We start from the raw sequence: 20,701 nt of genomic DNA on the forward strand, positions 1-20,701 counted from the left end.
CCCTCTGTCGGCGCCAGTCTATGCGCGCGCCTGCGAGACAGGCGCGACCACAGCGGCATCGCCCACGAGGCGGGCGAATCCGCTCAACCGCGCCACGCCCTCCGGCGTGTACGGCAGATCGTCCAGCAGCCCCGGCGAGTAGACCAGATACGCGGCATGCTGGGCGCGCGAGATCGCCACGTTGAGGCGATTGCGCAGCAGCAGGAACTCGAGCCCGCGCGGCGCATCCCTCCCCGAGGACGCCGCGAGCGAGACGATCGCGACCGCGGCCTCCTGACCCTGGAACTTGTCGACCGTACCGACCCGCACGTCGAGGTAACCGGCCGCGGCCAGTGCTTCTTCGACGGTGACCTGCTGGGCGTTGTACGGCGTGACCACGATCAGGTCACCCTGCTCGAGCGGGCGGGCGGGCAGCGGTGTGATCGCCCCGTCATCGTCCACCTCGACGTCGCTCCACTCGCGACCGAGCAGATCCTGCACGAGGTCGACGACGGCGGCGGCCTCCTGGGGCGAGTCCGTGGCGTTGCCGTGATGCCGGATCGGCATCGCCCGCAGCCCGGGGTCGACGCCGGCCAGCGTGCGCACCGCGGTCGCCGGATGCGAGGCGAGCTCGCCCGCATACGACAGCCGGGACACGGCATCCGCGACTCGCGGATGCATGCGCCACGTGCGGGCCAGGAAGTAGCCGAACTCGCGCGGCACGACGTCGGCGCCGTCCATGACCCAGCCGAGCGCCGATGTGTCGACGGGTTCGGGGTGCGTGCCCTGACTCACCTGCGGCAGCTGCTGCGGGTCGCCGAGCAGCAGCAGCCGGGGCGCGGCGAGGGAGACCGCGATCGTGGAGGCGAGGGAGAACTGTCCCGCCTCGTCGATGACGAGCAGATCGAGGCTGCCGCGCGGAACACGGCCCTCGTGCGCGAAGTCCCACGCGGTGCCGCCGACCACGTAGCCGGTCTCGACGTGCGCGGCGGTGAAGGAGGCAAGGCCGTTCTTCGGGAACGGGGTGAACGCCGGCTCCTCCTCGGACGGCGCCTTCAGCGCCTTGCCGACCAGCTCGCGGGGCACGCCCGCCGCCACGATCCGGTCGAGCATGTGCTCGACGACCGCGTGCGACTGCGCCACGACCCCGATCTTGAACTGACGGTCGCGGATCAGTCGGGCGATCACGTGCGAGCCGACATAGGTCTTGCCCGTGCCCGGAGGACCCTGCACGGCGAGGTAGCTGTGATCGAGATCGACCACGCTGCGGACGATCGCGTCGACATCGTCGCCGGTCGAGGCGGCGAGAGCGCCCGAGCGCGTGCGCGGCGGCATCCGCAGCAGGATGTCGGTGGCGGGGTCGTGCGGAAGCTGCGGGGAAGCGGCGGCCACGGCATCCGCCCATGCGTCGATCGCGCGCTGCTGGTTGCCGGCACGGGGCGGTGCGGTCGGCGTGAGCGCGAGGGGCAGCGCGTCCCACGTGACGCCGTCGATGGCGGTCTCCTCGATCACGGCGCCGTCGTCGAGCACCTCGAGCACCTTGACCCAGCGGGCGGTGTGGATCCAGCGCGGTCGCGCCTCGGACGGGAACGGCGCCGGCAGTTCGTAGACGACGAACGGCTCGCTCCCCACCGACAGGCGCGTGCCCGGGGCGAGATCACCGTGGAGGGCCACGATGCGCCGCTCGGAGCCGCGCCCGGACTCGAGGAAGTGCCAGTCCGTGACGACGTGACTGCGGGTCGCGTCGACGACGAGCACATCGCGCGCGTCCTCCCACACCGACACCGGCTCGCGCAGCCGAAGGAAGTGTGACGCCCAGAACGTCTTGGCCTCGCGCGGGTAGTAGTCGATCGCCGCCGCGCCCAGTCGCAGCGCGAGCGCCTCTGCGGAATCTTCGGGGTGATCACCGGCGAGCCTCGTCAGCGCGAGCGCCCGCGCCGAGGTCTCGTAGACCTCTTCGCCGGGCTCGACGTCGATCGTGGGGACCATCCCGGCCTCGCGGGCCCGATCCACGAGCCAGTCGCGCAGGCGTCGCGTGGAGACGCAGTCGTAGCGGTTGTAGTCGGCGAGATCGTCCAGGATCTCCTGCGCGGCCGTGGCATCCCCGTCGTCCGCGAGCATGCGGGCCTCGACGTAGCGGACGATCGAGTCATCGCCCTTCTGCACGTCGCTGGTGCGCACCTCGTCGCCCATGTACAGCGGCTCGAGCTTCTTGATCGAGTACGACCGCGATCCGACGCGCAGCGCGCGGCGCACGATCGGGTACAGGTCGACGAAGACGCCGTCGCGCAGCAGGCGATCGACCTCGTCCTCGCGCACCCCGTAGCGCGCGGCCATCGCCAGCAGGTGGGACGGCTCGTACGGCGCATAGTGGTAGATGTGCATGTCGGGATGCCGGCGCCGGTGCAGCTTCACGATGTCGAGGAACGCCCCGAGCGCGGCCTTCTCCTCGGCGAAGGTGTGAGCCCACAGCTCCGAGTACTGCTCGCGCACGTCGACCCAGCCGAACAGGTAGTCGATCCCCCACACCGTGGCGTCGCCCTCGGTGTACAGCGGATCGCCCTCGAAGTCGAAGAACAGGTCGCCGATGCTCGGGCGCGGCAGGGCGCCGAGCGCGGTCGGCGCGACGACCTCATACGTGGGGATCGCCGGCGGTGCCGCGGCATCCGTCACCTCGACCGAGGTCGGCACGCCCGCGGGGCTCTCCAGCTGCAGACGGGCCTGCGTGCGCAGCATGCCGAACGTGTCGGCGCGCACGCCGTCGGGTGCGGCCGGGGCGGCGGCCAGCGCGTCGATCGTGCGGATGCCGGCGTCGCGGAGCCGCTCGCGCTGCACCGGGCGCATGCCGGCGACCAGCAGCAGATCGCGGGATGCCACGACCTCGGCGTCGCACGTGGCGCACCGACCGCACGCGATCACCGCGAGTTCGCCGCGCTCGTCGCCCCACGCGATGGGTGCGCCCTCGGCCCCGAGCTCGAGCCGGCGGTCGGCGATGAGCGCCCGGAGCCGGTCGCGGCGCAGGCCGAAGACGGGAAGCAGGTCGTCGACCTCGTGCACGCTGGTGGTGCCGTCGCCGAGGAGGAGCTCGACCCGATCGGACCGCGGCACGCCGAGCCGGTCGAGCTGGTCGACGTAGGCCGCGAGCTGCATCAGCGCGGTGACCCGCGCGTGGCGGGCGAGCTTGCTGTCCTGCACCACCCAGCGGCCGTCTTCGTCGCGCACCAGGAAGTCGGCGAACCCGACGAACTCGGGTGTCGCGAAGGTCGCCTGGTAGAGGACGGCGGCATCGGAGGCGAGCGCCGCGTTCGTCAGAGCGACCGCCGCGGCGAGCGCCTCGGCATCGGCGGAAGAAGTCTCGGGGATCTCGACGACCGCGTCGCCGAACCGCGCACGATAGGCCTCCAGGACGCGTACCTCATGCTCACCGCCGAGCCGACCGGCGCGGGCGAGTGTGGCGTCCTCCGGCTCTTCCACCGCCTCGATCCGCCCCAGCCGCGCATCGATGCCCCGGAGCCATGCGAACTCGCACTCGGCCGCAGCCTTGACGTCGCTCGCGCTCCAGACGACCCGGCCTTCGTCCTTGATGTAGCGCATGTTCCCCTTCCGCCCTTCGATCGTAGGCGCGGCCTGCGACATGCCCGCCTCTGCCGCACGGCGGCCCGCGGTTCCACCGTGCGGCAGCGCGGCCTGACAGACTGGTGCCATGAGCATGGGCCTCCCCTACGAGAGCGCGTACCGGCACGGGTTCGCACGCATCGCGGCGTGCACGATCCCCGTCGCGGTCGCCGATCCCGCGACCAACGCCGAGGCGATCCTGACGGCCGCGCGCGAGTGCGATGCGGACGCGGTCGCCGTCGCCGTCTTCCCCGAGCTGAGCCTGACCGGCTATGCGATCGAGGACCTGGTGATGCAGGACGCCGTGCTCGACGCCGTCGAGGCGGCCGTCGCACGCCTGGTCGAGGCATCCGAGTCACTGCTCCCGATGCTCGTCGTCGGTGCGCCGCTGCGCCACCGCAACCGCCTCTACAACTGCGCCGTGGTGATCCATCGCGGCGAGCTGCTCGGCGTCTCCCCCAAGTCCTACCTGCCCACGTACCGCGAGTTCTACGAGCGTCGCTGGTACGCGCCCGGCGACGACCAGCGCGGCGAGGACATCCTCGTCGGCGGGCTGTACGCCCCGTTCGGGCCGGACCTGCTGTTCGAGGCCCTCGACGTGCCCGGCCTCGTCGTGCACGCCGAGGTCTGCGAAGACGTGTGGGTGCCGATCCCGCCGTCCTCGCAGGCCGCGCTGGCCGGTGCGACCGTGCTGGTGAACCTCTCCGGCAGCCCGATCACCATCGCCCGGGCCGATGACCGCAAGGCGCTGTGCCAGAGCCAGTCGCTGCGCTGCCTCGCCGCGTACGCCTACGCCGCCGCAGGGGCGGGCGAATCCACGAACGACGTGTCGTGGGACGGCCAGACCATGATCTACGAGGGCGGCACGCTGCTCGCCGAGACCGAGCGCTTCCCGGACGGCCCGCGCCACAGTGTCGCCGACGTCGACCTGGATCGCCTTCGCCAGGACCGCCTCCGCCAGGGCACGTTCGACGACAACCGGCGCACGCACGACCCGCTGTTCCGCACCGTGCACTTCCGGCTCGACCCGCCCGCGCGCGACATCGGGCTGCGGCGCACCCTCGACCGGTTCCCGTTCGTGCCGGACGACCCGGCCCGCCTGGCGCAGGACTGCTACGAGGCGTTCAGCATCCAGGTGTCCGGCCTCGTGCAGCGACTGCAGTCGATCGGAGGCCCCAAGCCCGTCATCGGCGTTAGCGGCGGCCTGGACTCCACCCACGCCCTGCTCGTCGTCGCCCGCGCAATGGACCGGATGGGCCGCCCGCGCAGCGACATCCTGGCGTACACGATGCCCGGATTCGCGACCTCGGATCACACGAAGTCCAACGCCATCGCCCTCGCCGAGGCGATCGGCGCGTCGATCGAGACCATCGACATCCGCGACGCCGCACAGGAGATGCTGGGCAAGATCGGGCATCCGTTCGCCGACGGCGAGCCGGTGCACGATGTCACGTTCGAGAACGTGCAGGCGGGGCTGCGCACCGACTTCCTGTTCCGTCTCGCGAACCAGAACAACGGGCTCGTGATCGGCACCGGCGACCTGTCGGAGCTGGCCCTCGGCTGGATGACCTACGGCGTCGGCGACCAGATGAGCCACTACGCGGTCAACTCCGGCGTGCCCAAGACGCTCATCCAGCACGTGATCCGCTGGGTGGTCGCCTCCGGGCAGGTCACGGCCGACACCGCGGCCGTGCTGCAGTCCGTGCTCGACACGGAGATCAGCCCTGAGCTGGTGCCGGCAGGGCAGGACGGCAAGCTGCAATCCACCGAGGACCGCGTCGGCCCGTACGCCCTGCACGACTTCTCACTGTTCCACGTGCTGCGCTACGGCTTGCGCCCGTCCAAGATCGCGTTCCTCGCGGAGCGCGCGTGGGCGGATCAGGATGCCGGAGCCTGGCCGCCCGGATTCCCCGAGGACGACCGCTACGCCTACGACCAGGCGACGGTCGTGAAGTGGCTGCGGGTGTTCCTGCAGCGGTACTTCGCGTTCGCCCAGTTCAAGCGCTCTGCGATGCCGAACGGCCCCAAGGTGTCACCGGCGGGCTCGCTGTCGCCCCGCGGCGACTGGCGCGCACCGTCGGACGGCAACGCACGGGTGTGGCTCGCCGAGCTGGATGCCGCACTGCCGGAGCACGCGCCGCGCTGAGCCGCGGCATCCGTCGCCCGACCCCTCAGACCTTCGCGTGCGCGAGGGTGATGATCCATGCGTCGCGCGACAGGTCCGTGATCTCGTACTGGGCGTGCCGGTCGCGGATCCAGCCCTTGCGGCGCGCGGTGTCCAGGCGCACGTACTCGGGCTTGACCCGTACGCCGCGCGCGTCGGCCTCGAGCACCGCCTGCACGCGGGTCCAGTGCGAGATCAGCTCCAGGATGTTGGATTCGTCCAGCAGGTGAGAGTGCCGCTGCATGTCGTGGATCGTGACCTCGTCGGGCTGCAGATCGCGGATGTCGAGGCCGAACACGAACGTCGGGTCGGCGATCGCCACGACGGTGGCCGTACGGAAGCTCGCGGTCTTGATGACGAACGGCAACTCTTCCTCACCGCGGGTCGCGATGAGGCGCGTGTGATAGCCGAACTGCTGGGGCGCTTCGCGATCGACGCGCACGTCCTTCAGCTCCAGTCCGAGCTTGTCGGCGACCAGTTCACGGGCCAGGATGCGGCGACGATCGTGGACCGTGACCTTCGGGTCCCAGCCCAGTCGCGCGGAGATGCCGTCCGGCGTGTCCAGCAGTACCGATTCCATGCTTCTCCCCGTTCCGCGGCGGTCTCGCCACACTCTCATCTTGGCCGCTCGGAGCACCGAAGCACAGGAGACACCCGGCGGGGAGGAGAACCGCGGATGCCGGGTGCCAGACTGAGGGGCATGGCACCGAGAGCGACGGTGGTCGGCAGCGGCCCGAACGGGCTCGTCGCCGCGGTCTCGCTCGCCCGCGCGGGGTACACCGTGCGGGTACTCGAGGCCGCGCACACGATCGGCGGCGGCATCCGGACGGCGGCACTCACGCTGCCCGGCTACCGGCACGACGTCGGTTCGGCCGTGCACCCGGCGGCGCTGAGCTCGCCGTTCTTCCGCGCCTTCGGGCTGCGGCGGCGCATCGACTGGGTCGTGCCGGAGGCGTCGTTCGCGCATCCGCTGGATGGGGACCGTGCCGCGATCGCGTGGCGCGACCTCGATCGCACGGTGGACGGCCTCGGGCGCGACGGCCGGGCGTGGGCGGCGATGATCGGCGCTCTCAACGATCGTCTCGCGCAGCTCGTCGACTTCACCGGCTCCCAGCTGCTGCGGATGCCGCGGCACCCGCTCGTCGCCGCCCGTTTCGGCCTCGACGCGCTGGCGATGGGAACGCACCTCGGACGCGCGGTGCTGCGCACCGAGGCCGGAGCTGCGCTGCTGTCGGGCGTGCTGGCACACGCCAACACGCGGCTGCCGAGCCTCGCGTCGGCCGCCTCGGGCCTGTTCCTGGCCGCGCACACCCACACCGACGACGGATGGGCGTTCCCGGTCGGGGGCGCGCAGTCCATCGCCGACGTCCTCACCGCCGACCTGTACGCGCACGGCGGCACCATCGAGACCGGCGTGCACGTGCACGGGCTCGGCGACCTCGACGTCGGCGACCCGCAGCGCGGCGACATCCTGCTCCTGGACACCTCGCCGCGACTGCTCCTGACTCACCCGGACCTGCCCCCGCGTTACGCCCGTGCCGTGCGGGACTATCGCTACGGCGCGGCCGCCGCGAAGGTCGACTTCGCTCTGGACGGACCGATCCCCTGGCGCGACCCGGCCACCGCACTGGCACCGACAGTGCATCTGGGCGGGACCCGGGCCGAGGTGGAGGCGAGCGAGAACGAGGTCGCCCGGGGACGGGTCTCGGCGCGTCCCTATGTCCTCGCGGTGCAGCCGTCGGCGCTGGATGCCACCCGGGCTCCGGCCGGGCACGCGGTGCTGTGGACGTACGTGCACGTGCCGGCGGGGTCGACCCTGGATCCCACCGAACTCGTCATCGCCCAGGTGGAGCGCTTCGCGCCGGGGTTCCGCGAGCGCATCCTCGCCACGCACGTGACCTCCGCGGTGCAGCAGGCCGCGCAGAACCCGAGCAACATCGGCGGAGACATCCTGGGTGGCGCGTTCACGATGCTGCAGGCCGTACGACGACCTGTCGTGTCGACCACACCCTGGCGCACACCGCTGCCCGGCGTCTACCTCGCTTCCGCGTCCACTCCACCCGGCCCCGGAGTCACCGGCATGCCCGGGTGGTACGCCGCCCGCCAGGCCCTGGCCGATGCCGGGACACCCGCGACGCTCGAGGACCTGTTCGTCCCGAAGTGACACGGACTCCCCCGCCGGGCGTACCGTGACGGCATGGACGGCTTCGCCGCGCTCGACTTCGAGTTCGCACGTCAGGTGCTCCAGCGCGGGATCGCGGTCCTGTACCTCGTCGCGTTCGCGTCGTCGCTGAACCAGTTCCGCCCGCTGCTGGGCGAGCACGGCCTCCTGCCGGCGCCGGAGCTCCTCGCCTGGGTCGCCGAGTCCCCGCAGCGACGGCGGATGCTGCACCCCACGCTCTTCCGTTTCTGGCGGTACACCGACCGGCGTCTCGTCGCGATCTGCGTCGGGGGGATCGCCGTCGCGGTGCTCCTGGCGGTGGGCGTGCCGCAGCTTGGGCCGCCCTGGGTGCCGATGCTCTGCTTCCTCGTGCTGTGGGGGCTGTACATGTCGATCGTCAGCATCGGCCAGACGTTCTACGCCTTCGGGTGGGAGATGCTCCTGCTGGAGGCCGGGTTCGTCTGCGCCTTCCTCGGCTCGGACAGCCAGCCCCCACCGACCGCGGTCATCGTGCTGTGCTGGTGGCTGGTGTTCCGACTCGAGTTCGGCGCCGGCATGATCAAGCTCCGCGGCGGCCGCGAGTGGCGGGATCTGACCGCGCTCATGTACCACCACGAGACTCAGCCGATGCCGGGCCCGCTCAGTCGTACCGCGCATCTGCTGCCCGCGTGGTTCCACCGGTTCGAGGTGCTCGGCAACCACTTCTCGCAGCTGGTCGTGCCGTGGTTCCTGTTCGCACCGCTGCTCGGGCTGTGGATCGCCGGTCCGTGGCCGAACATCGTCGGCACCGCCGCCGCCGCAATCATCATCGCGACGCAGGCGTGGCTGATCGCGACAGGCAACTTCGCCTGGCTCAACTGGGCGGCGGTCGTCCTGGCGTTCTCGGGAGTCGCGCTGCCGCTCGGTGGCGCCTCGCCTGTGGCGTCGGAGCCACCGTGGATCCTCGACGGCATCCCGCTGTACTGGGTGGTGCTCACCGGTGCGGTGGCGGCCGGGTACGTCGTGATCAGCGTGCCCGCCGCCCGCAACCTGGCGGCGCGGCGCCAGCTGATGAACGCGAGCTTCAACCGCTGGCAGCTCGCCAACGCCTACGGCGCGTTCGGCACCGTCACGAAGGAGCGCATCGAGATCGTCGTCGAAGGCGCCCTCGAACAGGATCCGGATGCCGCGCAGTGGCGTGCGTACGAGTTCAAGGGCAAGCCGGGCGATGTGCGGCGGATGCCCCGGCAGTTCGCCCCGTACCATCTGCGTCTCGACTGGCTGATGTGGTTCCTGCCCCTCGGCCGTTCGATGGAGGACTGGTTCACGGCGTTCCTGGTGCGTCTGCTCGAGGCGGACGCACCCACCCTGCGGCTGCTCGCCGGGGATCCGTTCGACGGCGCGCGTCCGCGCTGGATCCGCGCGGTGTCGTACCGCTACCGTTTCGCGACGCGAGACGAGTTCCGCGCCTCGCACGCGCGCTGGGTCCGCGACCGGCGGCGGGTGATCCTCGGCCCGATGTCGCTGCGCTGACCGGGCACGCGCGCACGTCGCCTCGTACGGAGGACAATGGTGGGGTGAGACTACTCGTCGCGGCACTCGAATCCGAACTCGTCGCCTTCCCGGCCCACCTCTCCGGCTTCGAGCGGCTGGTCACGGGACCGGGCAAGCTGCAGGCCACCTACGCGCTGACGCGCGCGCTGGATGCGCACGACTACGAGGAGATCGTCGTGGTCGGCACGGCGGGCGCGATCGACCCGGGGCTCGAGGCATCCGTCTACGACGTGGATGCGGCGATCCAGCACGACGTGACCGACATCGACGGCATCGTCGGCCAGCACGTCTCGCTGCCCTCGCGCCTCGAGCTCGGTCGCGTCGGTGTCACCATCGCCACCGGTGACCATTTCGTCGACGACGCCGAAGCGGTCGGCGTCATCCAGCCGCTGGGGGCCGGCCTCGTCGACATGGAGACGTACGCCTACGTGTGGGTCGCGGCGCAGTTCGGCGTGCCGATCCGTGTGCTGAAGTCTGTGTCCGATCGCGCGCAGGACGGTGCGATCACCGACTGGCGCGCCACGGTCGCGGCCTGCAGCGCGCAGCTGCGCGAGAAGATCCAGGAGCTCTACGGCGTCTGACCCGACCGCGAGACTCTGTCGCGCTCTGACTGAGCGCTACGGGCCGGCGCGGGTCGCGCGGGTCTCGTCCGCCCTCCGGCGGCCGGACAGATCGATCACCGCGACGATGAACGCCAGGGCGATGAACAGTCCGACGGCGGTCATTCCGAACGCGTACGCATCGTGAAAGATGACGGCCTGCGTCTCGGTGCCGTCCTCGCGGTAGATCGTCGCGTAGAACAGTGCCAGGGCGACCGCTGTGCCGACGGCCGCGCCGATGCGCTGCCCGAGCTGGCCCACGGATCCCGCGACTCCGCCCTGCTTGACCGGGATGTCGGCGAGCGTGAGCGTCTGGTTGGGGGCGATCACGAGTCCGCCGCCGATGCCGCCGACGGTCATGATGGCGGCCATCACATACGGGGTGACCGAGTCGGGCGCATAGAGTGCCGTGATCACGAGCCCGCCGACGCACAGCAGGACGAGGGCGAGGCCCCACACGACGACGGGACGACCGTACTTCCCGACGATGTTGCCGCCGATCCAGGACGAGGCCGCGCTCGCCAGCGCGAATCCGATCGTGACCATGCCGGCGTACACCGGCGCAATGCTCAGTCCGCTCTGCAGGTAGAGGGTCGTCAGCAGGAACATCGACGGGAGGGCGGTGAAGTACGCCGTCTGCAGCAGCGTGCCGTTGCGGAAGGACGGGACCCGGAACAGCCCGAGCGGCAAGAGCGGTTTACGACCGGATGCCGCGTACCGGCGTTCCCAGGCGACGAACGCCGTCGCGGCCAGCACGAACACGACCAGCAGCCACCAGCGGCTCGGGTTGTCGTCGGGCGACCCTGTCGTGAACAGGAACGGCCACATCAGAGACACGACCGTCACGGCGAACAGCACGACGCCGAACGGGTCGAGCTCGACGCGCTTCTTGGAGGGCAGCCGGGTGCTGGGCAGCAGCCATGCAGCCAGGGCGATGGCGATGAGTCCGAGCGGGATGTTGATCCAGAAGATCCAGCGCCAGCCGTCGGTCGGGCCGCCGAGCGCGATCATCAGGCCGCCGAGCGTCGGCCCGAACGCCGTGGCGACGCCGATCGTGGCGCCGAACAGCCCGAATGCCCGGCCGCGCGCCTTGCCCTGGAAGAGCTGTTGGATGAGCCCGAGCACCTGGGGCATCTGGATGCCGGCCGCGATGCCCTGCACGAGGCGGGCGATCAGCAGCACGGTCGTGTTCGGCGCGAGCGCGCACGCGAGGCTCGCCAGGGTGAACAGCGAGAGACCGACGATGAAGAGCATGCGGCGCGACCGCTGGTCGCCGAGGCGCCCCATCGGTACGAGGAACAGGCCGAAGGTGAGCACGTAACCCGAGACGATGAGCTGCAGTTCGGTCGACCCCGCGCCGAGCGCGGCCTCGATCGACGGCAGGGCGACGTTGACCTTGGACAGGTCGAGGATCGTGAGCGCCGCCACCGCCACGCATACCCAGTAAGCCCGCCAAGTGCGGGCGGGCGAGAGCGCGATCGTCAGTGTCTGCGGCTGTGCCCCGGTGCCCGCGACGGGCTCTTTACGATCCGACATCGTTCACAGGCTATCGGCCCGCCGCGACCGGAAGGCGATCAGTCCTCGTCGGAGCCGCCGCCGAACACCGACCGCAGGACCAGGAACACGAGAACAGCGACGACCGCCACGATCAGCAGTTTGAAGATCACGCCCAGCAACGAGAACAGGATGTTCACCAGGAACCATGCGATGAGAACGGCGACGACGACGCCGATGACGGTCCAGAGGGTGTTGGTCTTCATTCGTCCAGCCTAAACGCCGCCTGGCGGATCACGCTCGGACCGGTGTGCGTGGCCTCGACGACGAGTTGAGCGGGAATCTGCTCCTTCATCGCTTCGACATGACTGATGACGCCGACCGTGCGACCGCCCTGGCGCAGCTCGTCGAGCGTGCGCATCGCCTGGTCGAGGGTCTCCGCGTCGAGGGAGCCGAAGCCCTCATCGACGAACAGTGTGTCCAGGCGCACACCGCCGGCGCGCGCCGTGACGACCTCGGCGAGGCCCAGCGCGAGCGCGAGCGACGCGAGGAAGGTCTCACCGCCGGACAGGGATTGGGCCGGGCGAGGCTGGCCGGTGTACGCGTCCATGATCTCGAGGCCAAGCCCGGAGGCCGCGTTGCGGGCCGCCCGCGCGTCGGTGTGCTGGAGCCGGTACCGGCCGGAGGACATGTCGTCCAGGCGCAGGTTCGCGGCATCCACGATCTCCTCCAGCTCGGCGGCGAGCACGAAGGACTCCAGCGTCATGCGGTGGGTGTTCGGGGCGCGCCCCGCCACCGTGTCGGCCAGTCGGGCCAGCACGGAGTGCTCGTCGGCGAGGGACGCGAATCGGTCGTGGGCGGTGCGCGCCTGGCGAACGAGGTCCTGCAGACGCAGCTGCACCTGTTCGGCCACGGCGGCGGCCTTCTCCGCGGCGGACCATTCCTCGCGCGCCGCGGCGAGCTCGGCGTCGGCCGCGGCGAGGTCGATCGGCTCATCGGGGGCATCGGCCAGCGCGAGTTCGAGATCGAGCAGCTTGCCCTTGACGGTTCGCAGCGCGGTGTCGTGCTCGCGGACCTGTTCCTCCTGCTCGGCGCGCGCGGCGGGGCTGAGCAGGGCGGCGAGAGCGTCGTCGACATCGGCGAAGTCGGATGCCGCGACCCGCGCATCGCGATCGGCCCGTGCATCTCGCTCGGCCTCGGCGCGGTCTGCCCGTTCGGCGGCGGCATCGGCGAGGGCGCGGGCGAGGTCGCGGAGCCGGGACGTCTCCGCGACGCGGGCCGACACCGATTCCGCCTCCCCGCGGGCGGCCGCCACTGTGGCGCGGGCGGACTCGAGCGTGGCGGTCGCCGCCGCGATCGATTCGCGCAGTGCCGCGAGCTGCGCGGCGAGCGCGTCGCGTTCGGCCGCGGCCGCGGCATCCGATTCCTGCAGTGCCTGTCGCTCAGCCACCAGGCGCTCGTGCGCGCTCTGCGCATCGGCAGCCGCAGCGTGCGCTGCCCGTGCGCGGTCCAGTGCCGCGACGAGCGCGGGGACGTCGACTCCCCCGGCTCGCGCGGTGGCCTCGGCGAGCGCGGTGCGCGCCTCTCTGGCGGCAGCGGAGGCGACCTGCTCGGCGGCGATCGCGGCATCCTTCGCCGTCTCGGCCGCCGCGACGGCATCGTCGGTGACCGGGTCATCGCTGGGCTCGGCCGGATGCGGGTGGGTGGTCGAGCCGCACACGGCGCACTCGGCGCCATCGACCAGCGCAGCGGCGAGTTCTCCTGCGTGACCGGCCAGGCGCCGCTGCAGCAGCGCCGTCACAGCACCGGAGGCCTCCTGCATCGACAGCCCTCGTGCGACCGCGATCGCGTCGGCGGCAGCAGCTTCTGCGCCGCGGACCTCAGCCTCTTCGGCGGCGGCGACCTGCAGCTCGGCAGCAGCGAGGCGGTCGCGCGCCGAGGCGAGCGCACCGGCAGCGAGCGCCTGCGCGGCGATCTGAGCATCCAACCCGGCCAGCGCGACCGGGATCCCGGCACGCTGCGCCTCGATCTGCGTCGTGAGCGCGTCGAGGTCGTCGGCGTCGGCACGGGCCGCGGCGAGGGCCTCCTCCTGGTCCGGCAGCTCGCGCTCCTGTGTGACCGCGCTCGACCATTCCCCGAGGCTCTCGCCGAGTCGCTCGACACGGGCACGGAGCGCGGCGAGCTCGACGGGCGTGAGGTCTCCGTCGTGCGGAGCGGGCTCGCCGGCCGCGACCCATGCATCGACCGCGCGGGTCTGCGCGGCACGCGCCGTGTCCGCCGTCGCACCGGCGCGGGTCGCCGTGTCGATGGCGCTGCGCAGCCCCTCGGCACGGGCGGCGCGGTCGAGGCGCACCCGCAGGTCGGCGATCGCCGGCGCCTCGAGCTCGAGGGCGGCGAGGGTATCGCGTCCGCGATCCCGATCCGCCAGCTGTGCCACTCGCGCGGTCAGGGCCGCATGCGCCGCGGCGACATCGCGGTGGCGGGAGTCGGCGGCATCCCGTGTCTGGGCGGCGACGTCGGCGCGGTACGCGGCCCGATCCACCGCGCGCGCTGCCGAGACCAGTCGTCCGGTCAGCTCCGCGGGAGCGGCCTCTTCCGTGATGCCCTCGGGCTCGACGGGGCCGAGATCGTGCTCGTCCACCAGCCGCTCGGCATCGTCCAAGCGCAGTCGTACGCCATCGAGCCCGGTCGCGATCGACTGTTCCGAGGCCTTGCGGCGCGACTCGAGCTCGCGCGCGTACTCCTCGTACGTGCGCGTGCCGAACAGGGTGCGCAGCAGCTTCTGCCGGTCGTCGTTCTTGGCGAGCAGGAACTGCGCGAACCGGTTCTGCGCCAGCAGGATCACCTGCAGGAACTGCTGCTGGTTCAGTCCGAGGATCTCGTCGAGCTGGTTCGCGACATCGACCGGTCGTGCCGCGCGTCCGATCCATTCGCCGCCGACCCATTCGTCGAGGTGCGCGCGATGCGGCTCGGGTGTGAGGCCGTTCCCGTTCTTCTTCGGGCGGTCGTACTCCGGCGAGCGCGTGACGCGCCAGCGGCTGCCCGCGCTCGTGAATTCGAGGACGACCCGTGTCGCGTCTTCGGGGGCGGAATGGTCGCTGCGCAGCCGCTTCTCGGCGCCCTCGTAGCGCGGTGCCCCGCCGTACAGCGCGAAGCAGACGCCGTCCAGCACGCTCGACTTGCCGGCTCCGGTGCGTCCTGAGATGAGGAAGAGCCCGTCATCCGCGAACGCGTCGAAATCGACGACCTGCGGTTCGCGGAAGGGGCCGAACCCCTCCAGCTCGAGGCGATGCAGCTTCATCCGGTCGCCCTCACGCGCTCGCCTCGGCGGCGACGCGCTCCTGCACGACGTCGGCGATGAGCTCTCGCTCCGCGTCGGAGGCGCCCTCGCCGTTGCGCACGTGCGCGAGGAACGCGTCGAACAGCTCGACGGGCGTCCGCGCATTGCGCACGCGCCCGGCGTAGGTGAGGCCGTCCTCGGCCTGCACGTGGTCGGGCATGTGCGCGACGGTGGCGCAATGCGGGAAGCGTGCCTGCAGCTTGCGCATGGGGTCGGTCTGGGGTGTCGCGTCGGTGTACTGCGCGGCCACCCAGGCGTCGACGGCGCCGTCGAAACGCGGGTCGTGCAGCAGCTCGTCGAGCGTGCCCCGGATCACGTCGAGCGGCCGCGGCACGGGCAGATCGAGCCATTCGACGCTGCCGAGACCCGCGGCGTCGAGGTCGACGAGCCACGACCCGCGAGCGCGGTCGCGCTCACCGAAGCTGTAGTGCAACGGAGCGCCGGCGTACCGGACACTGTCCGACAACCGCTGCTGTCCGTGGATGTGCCCGAGCGCGACGTAGTCGACGCCCTCGAAGATCGACAGCGGCACCACATCGAGCCCGCCCTGCTGGATATCGCGCTCCAGGTGCGGGGTCGGCTCCACACCGGCGGCGAAGCAGTGCGCGATCGCCACCGAGCGACCGGTGCGCCCGGCGAGGTCGGACCGGATCAACGACATGGCGTGGTCCATCGTCTGGGCCTGCGAGCGCAGCTCGATGCCGCCCCAGAGGTGGCGGACGAGCGACGGCTCGAGGTACGGGATGCCGTACAGATGCACCGGGCCGTACTCATCGTCGATCGTGATCGGGGTGCCCACCGTGCGCGGGTCGGTGATGACGTGGATGCCGTCGCGCAGCAGCGCGGACTGGAACCCGAGGCGGGCCGCGGAGTCGTGGTTGCCGCTGGTCACCACGATGCGCGCGCCAGTGTCGCGCAGGGCGGCCAGGGTGTCGGACAGCAGCGTGTAGCACCCGGCGGCCGGGGTTGCGGAGTCGAACACATCGCCGGCGACGATGACGACGTCGACCTCGTGGCTGCGCACCTGCTCGGTCAGCGTCGCGAGCACGCCGCGGAGCGCATCGAGCGTGGAATGGCCGTGGAACGACCGCCCGATGTGCCAGTCCGACGTGTGCAGGATGCGCATGCTCTCACGGTACGTTCAGGCCCCGACATCGGCCGCGAGGCGGGCGGGCGGTTCGCCGAGAGCGGATGCCTCGGCACGGCCGGGCGGCACGCCCACCGACGGCGCACCCGGCGCCCTCCCGTACCCTTCAGGAGTGGAACTGCCCGAGGTGTGCGTCATCTATCTGCTGCGTCGCGACGGCGAGCGGACCGAGGTGCTGCTGGGCGACAAGCGCACCGGGCTCGGGATCGGCAAGGTCGTCGGCCCCGGCGGCAAGGTCGAACACGGCGAGAGCCTGCGCGACGCCGCGGTGCGCGAGGTCCAGGAGGAGACGGGCGTGGTGGTCGCGGCGTCCGCTCTTCTCCCCGCGGGCCGAATCGACTACTTCTTCCCGACGAGGCCGGCATGGTCGCAGCGATCCCACGTCTTCACCTGCACCGAGTGGTCGGGAGAGCCCGTCGACTCCGAGGAGCTCGCGCCGCACTGGGTCGCGCTCGAGGACGTGCCCTACGACCGGATGTGGGATGACGCCGCCCGGTGGCTGCCGGACGTGCTGCGCGGCGGCCGCGTCGATGCGACCTTCACGTTCGGCCCCGATCTCGCGACCGTCGTCGATCCGCCGCGCAGCTGAGGCCCGGACTCAGGCGACGCGCGGAGCGTAACGACCGGATGCCTCGGCGCGGGCGCGCGCCTTCGCGGCCTCTTCTTCACGGTTCTTCGGAGGCGCGACGGCGACCAGATCCTCGAGCAGATGCCCGGTGATGTGCGCGATCTCGGCGACGGCGTGGTCGAACGCGGCCTGGTTGGCCTTCGACGGCTTCGTCGTCCCGGCGATCTTGCGCACGTACTGCAGGGCCGCCGCGTGGATCTCGTCGTTCGTCGCGGCCGGCTCGAAGTTGTGGAGGGTGTGGATGTTACGGCACATGCCCCCGAGCGTACGCGCGGCCGCCGACGACGAACAGGTACGCTCGCACCCGTGAGCACCCCGAAGCTGGCACCCGAGGGCGCCGACGTCTCGGTGTCGGCATTCCCGTTCGCCGGTGCAACCTTGATCGCCGAGGACTATGGAACGGGCTCGCACACCTTCCTCCTCATCCACGGCATCGGGATGGGACGATCGGTCTTCTCCGATCTGGCCACGCACCTGCACCACCGCGGCCGCATCGTCGCGGTGGATCTGCCGGGGTACGGGGACGCACCCGAACCGGCGCGCACGCTGACGATGGAGCGGACGGCCGATCTGGTGGCGGCGTTCATCCGCAGCCGTCGCCTGGAGAACGTCGTGGTCGTCGGCCATTCGATGGGGACGCAGGTCGCGATCGAAATCGCCGCCCGGCATCCGGAACTGGTCGCCCGCGCGGTCCTGATCGCTCCCACCGTCAATCGGCGCGAGCGCACCGGAACCCGGCAGTTCTTCCGTCTCGTCCAGGACCTCGCCGTCGAGCGCCCCAAGGTCGTCGCGGTCGGAGCCCGCGAGTACGTGCGCGCCGGACCTCACATCCGCAACAAGTACCGTGCGATGCTCGCGCACCGGCCGGAGCGGGTCTTCGGGCACGTTTCCGCGCCGGTCCTGATCCTGCGCGGCGAGCACGACTACGTCTCGCCGCGCGACTGGTGCCGCTTCGTCGCCGAGAGCATTCCGCGCGCCACCCTCGCGGAGATCGCGGCACACGGTCACGAGACGATGATCCGGGATGCCGCGCCCGCCGCGCAGCAGATCATCGCCTTCACCGGCGTCTGAGTCTGCGCGCAGCGAAACGGATCAGGCGAGCGCGGGGCAGACTTCGCCGTCGACGCCCATCCTCTCGAGCTGAGTATGCAGGGCGATCGGCCGCGGCCACGCGCGCCGTGCGGATGCCCGCAGTGCTGCGGCTCGCGCACGCAGCCGTTCCGGGCACTTCCGCGGCGGCGGAGCGAAATGGTCCGCGATGAGATCGAGGACGTGCTGCTCACGATCGCGCATCTGCACACTGTGACGGAACTCGACTTGAGCGGCGAATTCACCGAACATGATGCCTCCTGTACGTGCTGTTCCGATATTCAGAACGTACGCGGGGGTTCCGACATTGCCGCCGTCCGCACAGGTGGCAGGAATACAACCGTCATCGGCTGTTCCGACTCGTGGAGCGAGCTGCGGAGAGGCGGCTACGTCGTAGCAGTGCGCGCGGCCGCGGCGGCGGCCGCGGCATCCCGATCCCGCGCCACCGCCTGCCCGATGAGCTGGCCCCCGCTGGTGAGAACGGCACGTCGCCACGGGAGGACGCCTTCGATCTCGATCTGGATCGAGATCGACAGGATCGTGCGGATCAGCACGATCAGACCGAGGATCGCGGCATCCTCCAGCGACGGCTTCGAGGTGATCGTGCGGATCAGATCCGCGGCGACCAGCACCTCGAGGCCCAGCAGGATCGCTGCGCCGAGGGTCGTGCGCAGCACGGAGAACGCCTTCTGTCCGCCCTCGCCGCGACGCAGCGAGCGGATCCCGAGCACCATCGCGATGACGAAGCCGATGACCATCGTGACGGCGCCGATCGCCTCGAATCCGACGGCGACGACGGTGAAGACCGACTCCATATCCACGGGCTCAGTGTAGGGGCGAGTCCGCGCGGGACGGGTCAGGCCGTGCGCTGATGAAGAAGACCCGCGTGATCGGGGTGCATCTGGAACCAGTCCGCGACGTACCAGCACACCGGGATGACTTTGCGGTCGCCGCTGCCCTCGAGTTCGGCGACGGCCCGCTCCACGACCTCGCCTGCATACCCGTTGCCACGGAAGGTCGGCACCGTATAGGCGCGTGTCATGGCGACGGTGCTCCCGTCGTCCCGGTAGTCCAGCGCGCTGACGAGGTCATCGCCGCGGTGCAGCGTATAGCGGGAGGCATCCTTCTCATGGGTGAAGCGCAGCTCGGTCACCCGCACAGAGTACGCCCGCCCACAGTCATCGAGGCCGATCACACACGGTGCAGTGTAGATAACCAGTCGTCGACGTCTCGTTGCCCGGCGAGGCGGATGACCGGCTCCCCATCCGCGATGCGCCGGGTCATGCGCTCCCGGATGATGGGATGCTGCACCCAGGCCCAGCGCACGATGTTCTCGTCGGGGTTCACGCGGAACCAGGTCGAAGGCCGCTCGCGGTTGCCGTGCCACAGTTCTTCGCGCAGGATGCCTCGGCGCAGCGTCCGCCCCACCATGCGGCGCATCACCCTCGGTCGGGAGTGGTCCAGCCAGACGAACGCGTCGGCGCCGCCCGCGGTGCCCGGGTCCAGGAGGCCTTGGAGCTTGGACGACCAGTTGCCCTCGACGACCCAGCCCTCCGCGTGAGCTGCGGCGAACTCGCACACCAGAGCCCGCGCTGCGTCCGGGTCGCGCTGCGTCCACCCGGCATCCCAGAAGACGGCGTCCAGCTCGAGGAGCGGGAGCCCGAGCCGTTCGGCCGCCTGCCGGGCGAGCGTCGACTTTCCGGAGCCGGAGACGCCGACGATGCGGAGGCGCCGCGCGCCGGAGTGATCGGTCGAGGGCGGCTGGGGCATCCGCTCATCCTGCCGCGGATGCGCGAAGTCGTCCGAGACTGAGCAAAGTGTCACATTTCGTCACGCAAGACGTATGCCGACCGGGCGATTTGACGCATCGCGACGCATTCGGTAATAATCAGCTTCATGACTGACAACGCACGCTCCTTGTCCGCCTGGGAGGCGAACGGGACTGCCGGCATGATGATGGCCGGCGGCGTCGTCATGTGTTGTCGAATGTGCAACTGACAAAGACCCCTGTCAGGCTCGCTCGTCGCTTCTGAACGCGACCTCCGCAGAGCCCCCGATCATCGGTCGGCACGCATGATCTGCGTACCCGGATGATTCGCCTCCGCCCTCCCCGGGCAGCACAGCAGCACCTCTGAACCCTCTGACGGGTTCCCTCCGCAAGGACACATCATCATGTCGAACACCGCTCTACTCGAACGTCCGACCACCGCCCACGCCGCGCACCTGCAGGCCGTCCCGCCGATCGCCGCTCCCGCCGCTCCCGTCGCGTCGGCCGCTGAGCCCGCCGGACGCAACCTTCCCGCCGGCACCGCTCCCCGCGGCTTCGCCCTCTACGTCGGAATCGACGAGGCCAAGGCCGCCGCCTCCGGCATCAACCTCGGCGTTCTCGTGGACGCCCTCCGCCGCACCATCGCCGAGCTCGCCCCCGCCGCCGAGACCTACGCCACCGTCGCACTCGCACCTCTGGGCGCCGGCGGCCGTGACGTCGACGTCGTGCGCCTCGCACTGCACGAGCCGTCCGCGGTCGCCCGCACCAAGGCCGAGCCCGAGGACGAGGACCGCGCCGCCGACGGCGTGGTCGTCGACATCTCCCGCAAGCGCGTGCTGATCGACGGCGAGTCCGCGGCGTTCACCTTCAAGGAGTTCGAGCTGCTGCAGTACCTCGTGCTCCGCGAGGGCCGCACGATCGAACGCACCGAACTCGTCTCCTCCCTGTGGCAGGCCGGCGACGACGACGCCCCGGGCGAGCGCACCATCGACGTGCACGTCCGCCGTCTGCGCGCCAAGCTCGGCCGCTACGAGGACATCGTGCGCACCGTGCGCGGTGTCGGCTACCGGTTCGACCGCCACGCCGACGTCACCATCCGCTACGGCCACGGCACCCCCTCGCCCGACCGCTTCTAAGCTTCCGCGGGCTGACCGCCGGCCCCGCGGGCTGCCGTCGCCCACCCG

The 20,701-nt window shown here is 71.0% G+C and carries 19 protein-coding genes; 7 read left to right on the top strand and 12 right to left on the bottom strand.

The genetic code is table 11. The features are described from left to right. Positions 1 to 18: 18 nt before the first annotated feature. Positions 19 to 3,573, bottom strand: a complete 3,555-nt coding sequence (locus tag ASD65_RS08130; protein WP_056224624.1) for a TM0106 family RecB-like putative nuclease — start codon at positions 3,571 to 3,573, stop codon at positions 19 to 21. A 109-nt stretch (positions 3,574 to 3,682) separates the two neighbouring features. Here ASD65_RS08130 and ASD65_RS08135 point away from each other — a divergent pair, with 109 nt between their 5' ends. Continuing rightward, positions 3,683 to 5,740 (top strand): NAD(+) synthase, encoded by a 2,058-nt coding sequence (locus ASD65_RS08135; RefSeq protein WP_056220938.1) that lies wholly within the window; start codon positions 3,683 to 3,685, stop codon positions 5,738 to 5,740. A gap of 25 nt (positions 5,741 to 5,765) precedes the next feature. On the opposite strand, the gene ASD65_RS08140 is transcribed toward ASD65_RS08135, so the two are convergent. Further along, positions 5,766 to 6,338 carry a hypothetical protein gene (locus ASD65_RS08140; RefSeq protein ID WP_200948637.1) on the bottom strand — a complete coding sequence of 191 codons (573 nt, stop codon included), beginning with the start codon at positions 6,336 to 6,338 and terminating at the stop codon, positions 5,766 to 5,768. A 120-nt stretch (positions 6,339 to 6,458) separates the two neighbouring features. On the opposite strand from ASD65_RS08140, the gene ASD65_RS08145 reads away from it, so the two are divergent. From ASD65_RS08145 to ASD65_RS08155, 3 genes are read left to right on the top strand one after another with little or no spacing between them, the layout of a single operon-like run. Next, complete coding sequence (locus tag ASD65_RS08145; RefSeq protein ID WP_056220946.1) at positions 6,459 to 7,922, top strand: phytoene desaturase family protein; 1,464 nt, start codon at positions 6,459 to 6,461, stop codon at positions 7,920 to 7,922. Positions 7,923 to 7,955: 33 nt separating this feature from the next. After that, positions 7,956 to 9,431, top strand: a complete 1,476-nt coding sequence (locus ASD65_RS08150; RefSeq protein WP_056220948.1) for a lipase maturation factor family protein — start codon at positions 7,956 to 7,958, stop codon at positions 9,429 to 9,431. A gap of 44 nt (positions 9,432 to 9,475) precedes the next feature. Further along, on the top strand, positions 9,476 to 10,033 hold the full coding sequence (locus ASD65_RS08155) for a phosphorylase family protein (protein ID WP_056220952.1): 558 nt from the start codon (positions 9,476 to 9,478) through the stop codon (positions 10,031 to 10,033). A 36-nt stretch (positions 10,034 to 10,069) separates the two neighbouring features. Here ASD65_RS08155 and ASD65_RS08160 read toward each other — a convergent pair whose 3' ends face one another. From ASD65_RS08160 to ASD65_RS08175, 4 genes are read right to left on the bottom strand one after another with little or no spacing between them, the layout of a single operon-like run. Continuing rightward, the gene (locus ASD65_RS08160) at positions 10,070 to 11,587 is read right to left on the bottom strand and encodes an MFS transporter (protein ID WP_200948638.1); all 1,518 of its coding nucleotides are present in this window, start codon (positions 11,585 to 11,587) and stop codon (positions 10,070 to 10,072) included. 38 nt (positions 11,588 to 11,625) lie between these two features. Next, positions 11,626 to 11,811 (bottom strand): hypothetical protein, encoded by a 186-nt coding sequence (locus ASD65_RS08165; RefSeq protein ID WP_056220955.1) that lies wholly within the window; start codon positions 11,809 to 11,811, stop codon positions 11,626 to 11,628. Next, positions 11,808 to 14,846, bottom strand: coding sequence for an AAA family ATPase (locus ASD65_RS08170; RefSeq protein WP_056220959.1), 3,039 nt, complete (start codon positions 14,844 to 14,846; stop codon positions 11,808 to 11,810). The genes ASD65_RS08165 and ASD65_RS08170 overlap by 4 nt, the downstream gene beginning before the upstream one ends. A 10-nt stretch (positions 14,847 to 14,856) precedes the next feature. Then, the gene (locus ASD65_RS08175) at positions 14,857 to 16,011 is read right to left on the bottom strand and encodes an exonuclease SbcCD subunit D (RefSeq protein ID WP_056220960.1); all 1,155 of its coding nucleotides are present in this window, start codon (positions 16,009 to 16,011) and stop codon (positions 14,857 to 14,859) included. A 133-nt stretch (positions 16,012 to 16,144) separates the two neighbouring features. On the opposite strand from ASD65_RS08175, the gene ASD65_RS08180 reads away from it, so the two are divergent. Next, entirely contained in the window at positions 16,145 to 16,621 is a 477-nt protein-coding gene (locus ASD65_RS08180; protein WP_056220963.1) for an 8-oxo-dGTP diphosphatase, read from the top strand. Between the two features lie 9 nt (positions 16,622 to 16,630). On the opposite strand, the gene ASD65_RS08185 is transcribed toward ASD65_RS08180, so the two are convergent. Then, a complete protein-coding gene (locus tag ASD65_RS08185) occupies positions 16,631 to 16,915 on the bottom strand; it encodes a DUF2277 domain-containing protein (protein WP_056220966.1) in 285 nt (94 codons plus the stop codon). A gap of 51 nt (positions 16,916 to 16,966) precedes the next feature. Here ASD65_RS08185 and ASD65_RS08190 point away from each other — a divergent pair, with 51 nt between their 5' ends. Then, a complete protein-coding gene (locus ASD65_RS08190; protein WP_056220969.1) occupies positions 16,967 to 17,731 on the top strand; it encodes an alpha/beta fold hydrolase in 765 nt (254 codons plus the stop codon). A gap of 21 nt (positions 17,732 to 17,752) precedes the next feature. On the opposite strand, the gene ASD65_RS08195 is transcribed toward ASD65_RS08190, so the two are convergent. The 5 genes from ASD65_RS08195 to ASD65_RS18980 all read right to left on the bottom strand — a co-directional run bounded on the left by ASD65_RS08195 (position 17,753) and on the right by ASD65_RS18980 (position 19,725). Beyond that, positions 17,753 to 18,001 carry a hypothetical protein gene (locus ASD65_RS08195; protein WP_056220972.1) on the bottom strand — a complete coding sequence of 83 codons (249 nt, stop codon included), beginning with the start codon at positions 17,999 to 18,001 and terminating at the stop codon, positions 17,753 to 17,755. A gap of 134 nt (positions 18,002 to 18,135) precedes the next feature. After that, positions 18,136 to 18,564: a DUF1622 domain-containing protein gene (locus tag ASD65_RS08200; RefSeq protein WP_056220975.1), complete on the bottom strand. Its 429-nt coding sequence runs from the start codon at positions 18,562 to 18,564 to the stop codon at positions 18,136 to 18,138. 41 nt (positions 18,565 to 18,605) lie between these two features. Continuing rightward, positions 18,606 to 18,902 (bottom strand): GNAT family N-acetyltransferase, encoded by a 297-nt coding sequence (locus tag ASD65_RS08205; RefSeq protein WP_056224629.1) that lies wholly within the window; start codon positions 18,900 to 18,902, stop codon positions 18,606 to 18,608. Between the two features lie 38 nt (positions 18,903 to 18,940). Further along, the gene (locus ASD65_RS08210; protein WP_056220977.1) at positions 18,941 to 19,519 is read right to left on the bottom strand and encodes a toxin; all 579 of its coding nucleotides are present in this window, start codon (positions 19,517 to 19,519) and stop codon (positions 18,941 to 18,943) included. 50 nt (positions 19,520 to 19,569) lie between these two features. Further along, entirely contained in the window at positions 19,570 to 19,725 is a 156-nt protein-coding gene (locus ASD65_RS18980; RefSeq protein ID WP_156378812.1) for a hypothetical protein, read from the bottom strand. 196 nt (positions 19,726 to 19,921) lie between these two features. Between ASD65_RS18980 and ASD65_RS08215 the strand changes: the two genes are divergently transcribed. Continuing rightward, a complete protein-coding gene (locus ASD65_RS08215) occupies positions 19,922 to 20,653 on the top strand; it encodes a winged helix-turn-helix domain-containing protein (protein ID WP_056220980.1) in 732 nt (243 codons plus the stop codon). The last annotated feature ends 48 nt before the right edge of the window (positions 20,654 to 20,701 follow it).

The organism is Microbacterium sp. Root61 (genome assembly GCF_001427525.1).
GTDB lineage: Bacteria > Actinomycetota > Actinomycetes > Actinomycetales > Microbacteriaceae > Microbacterium.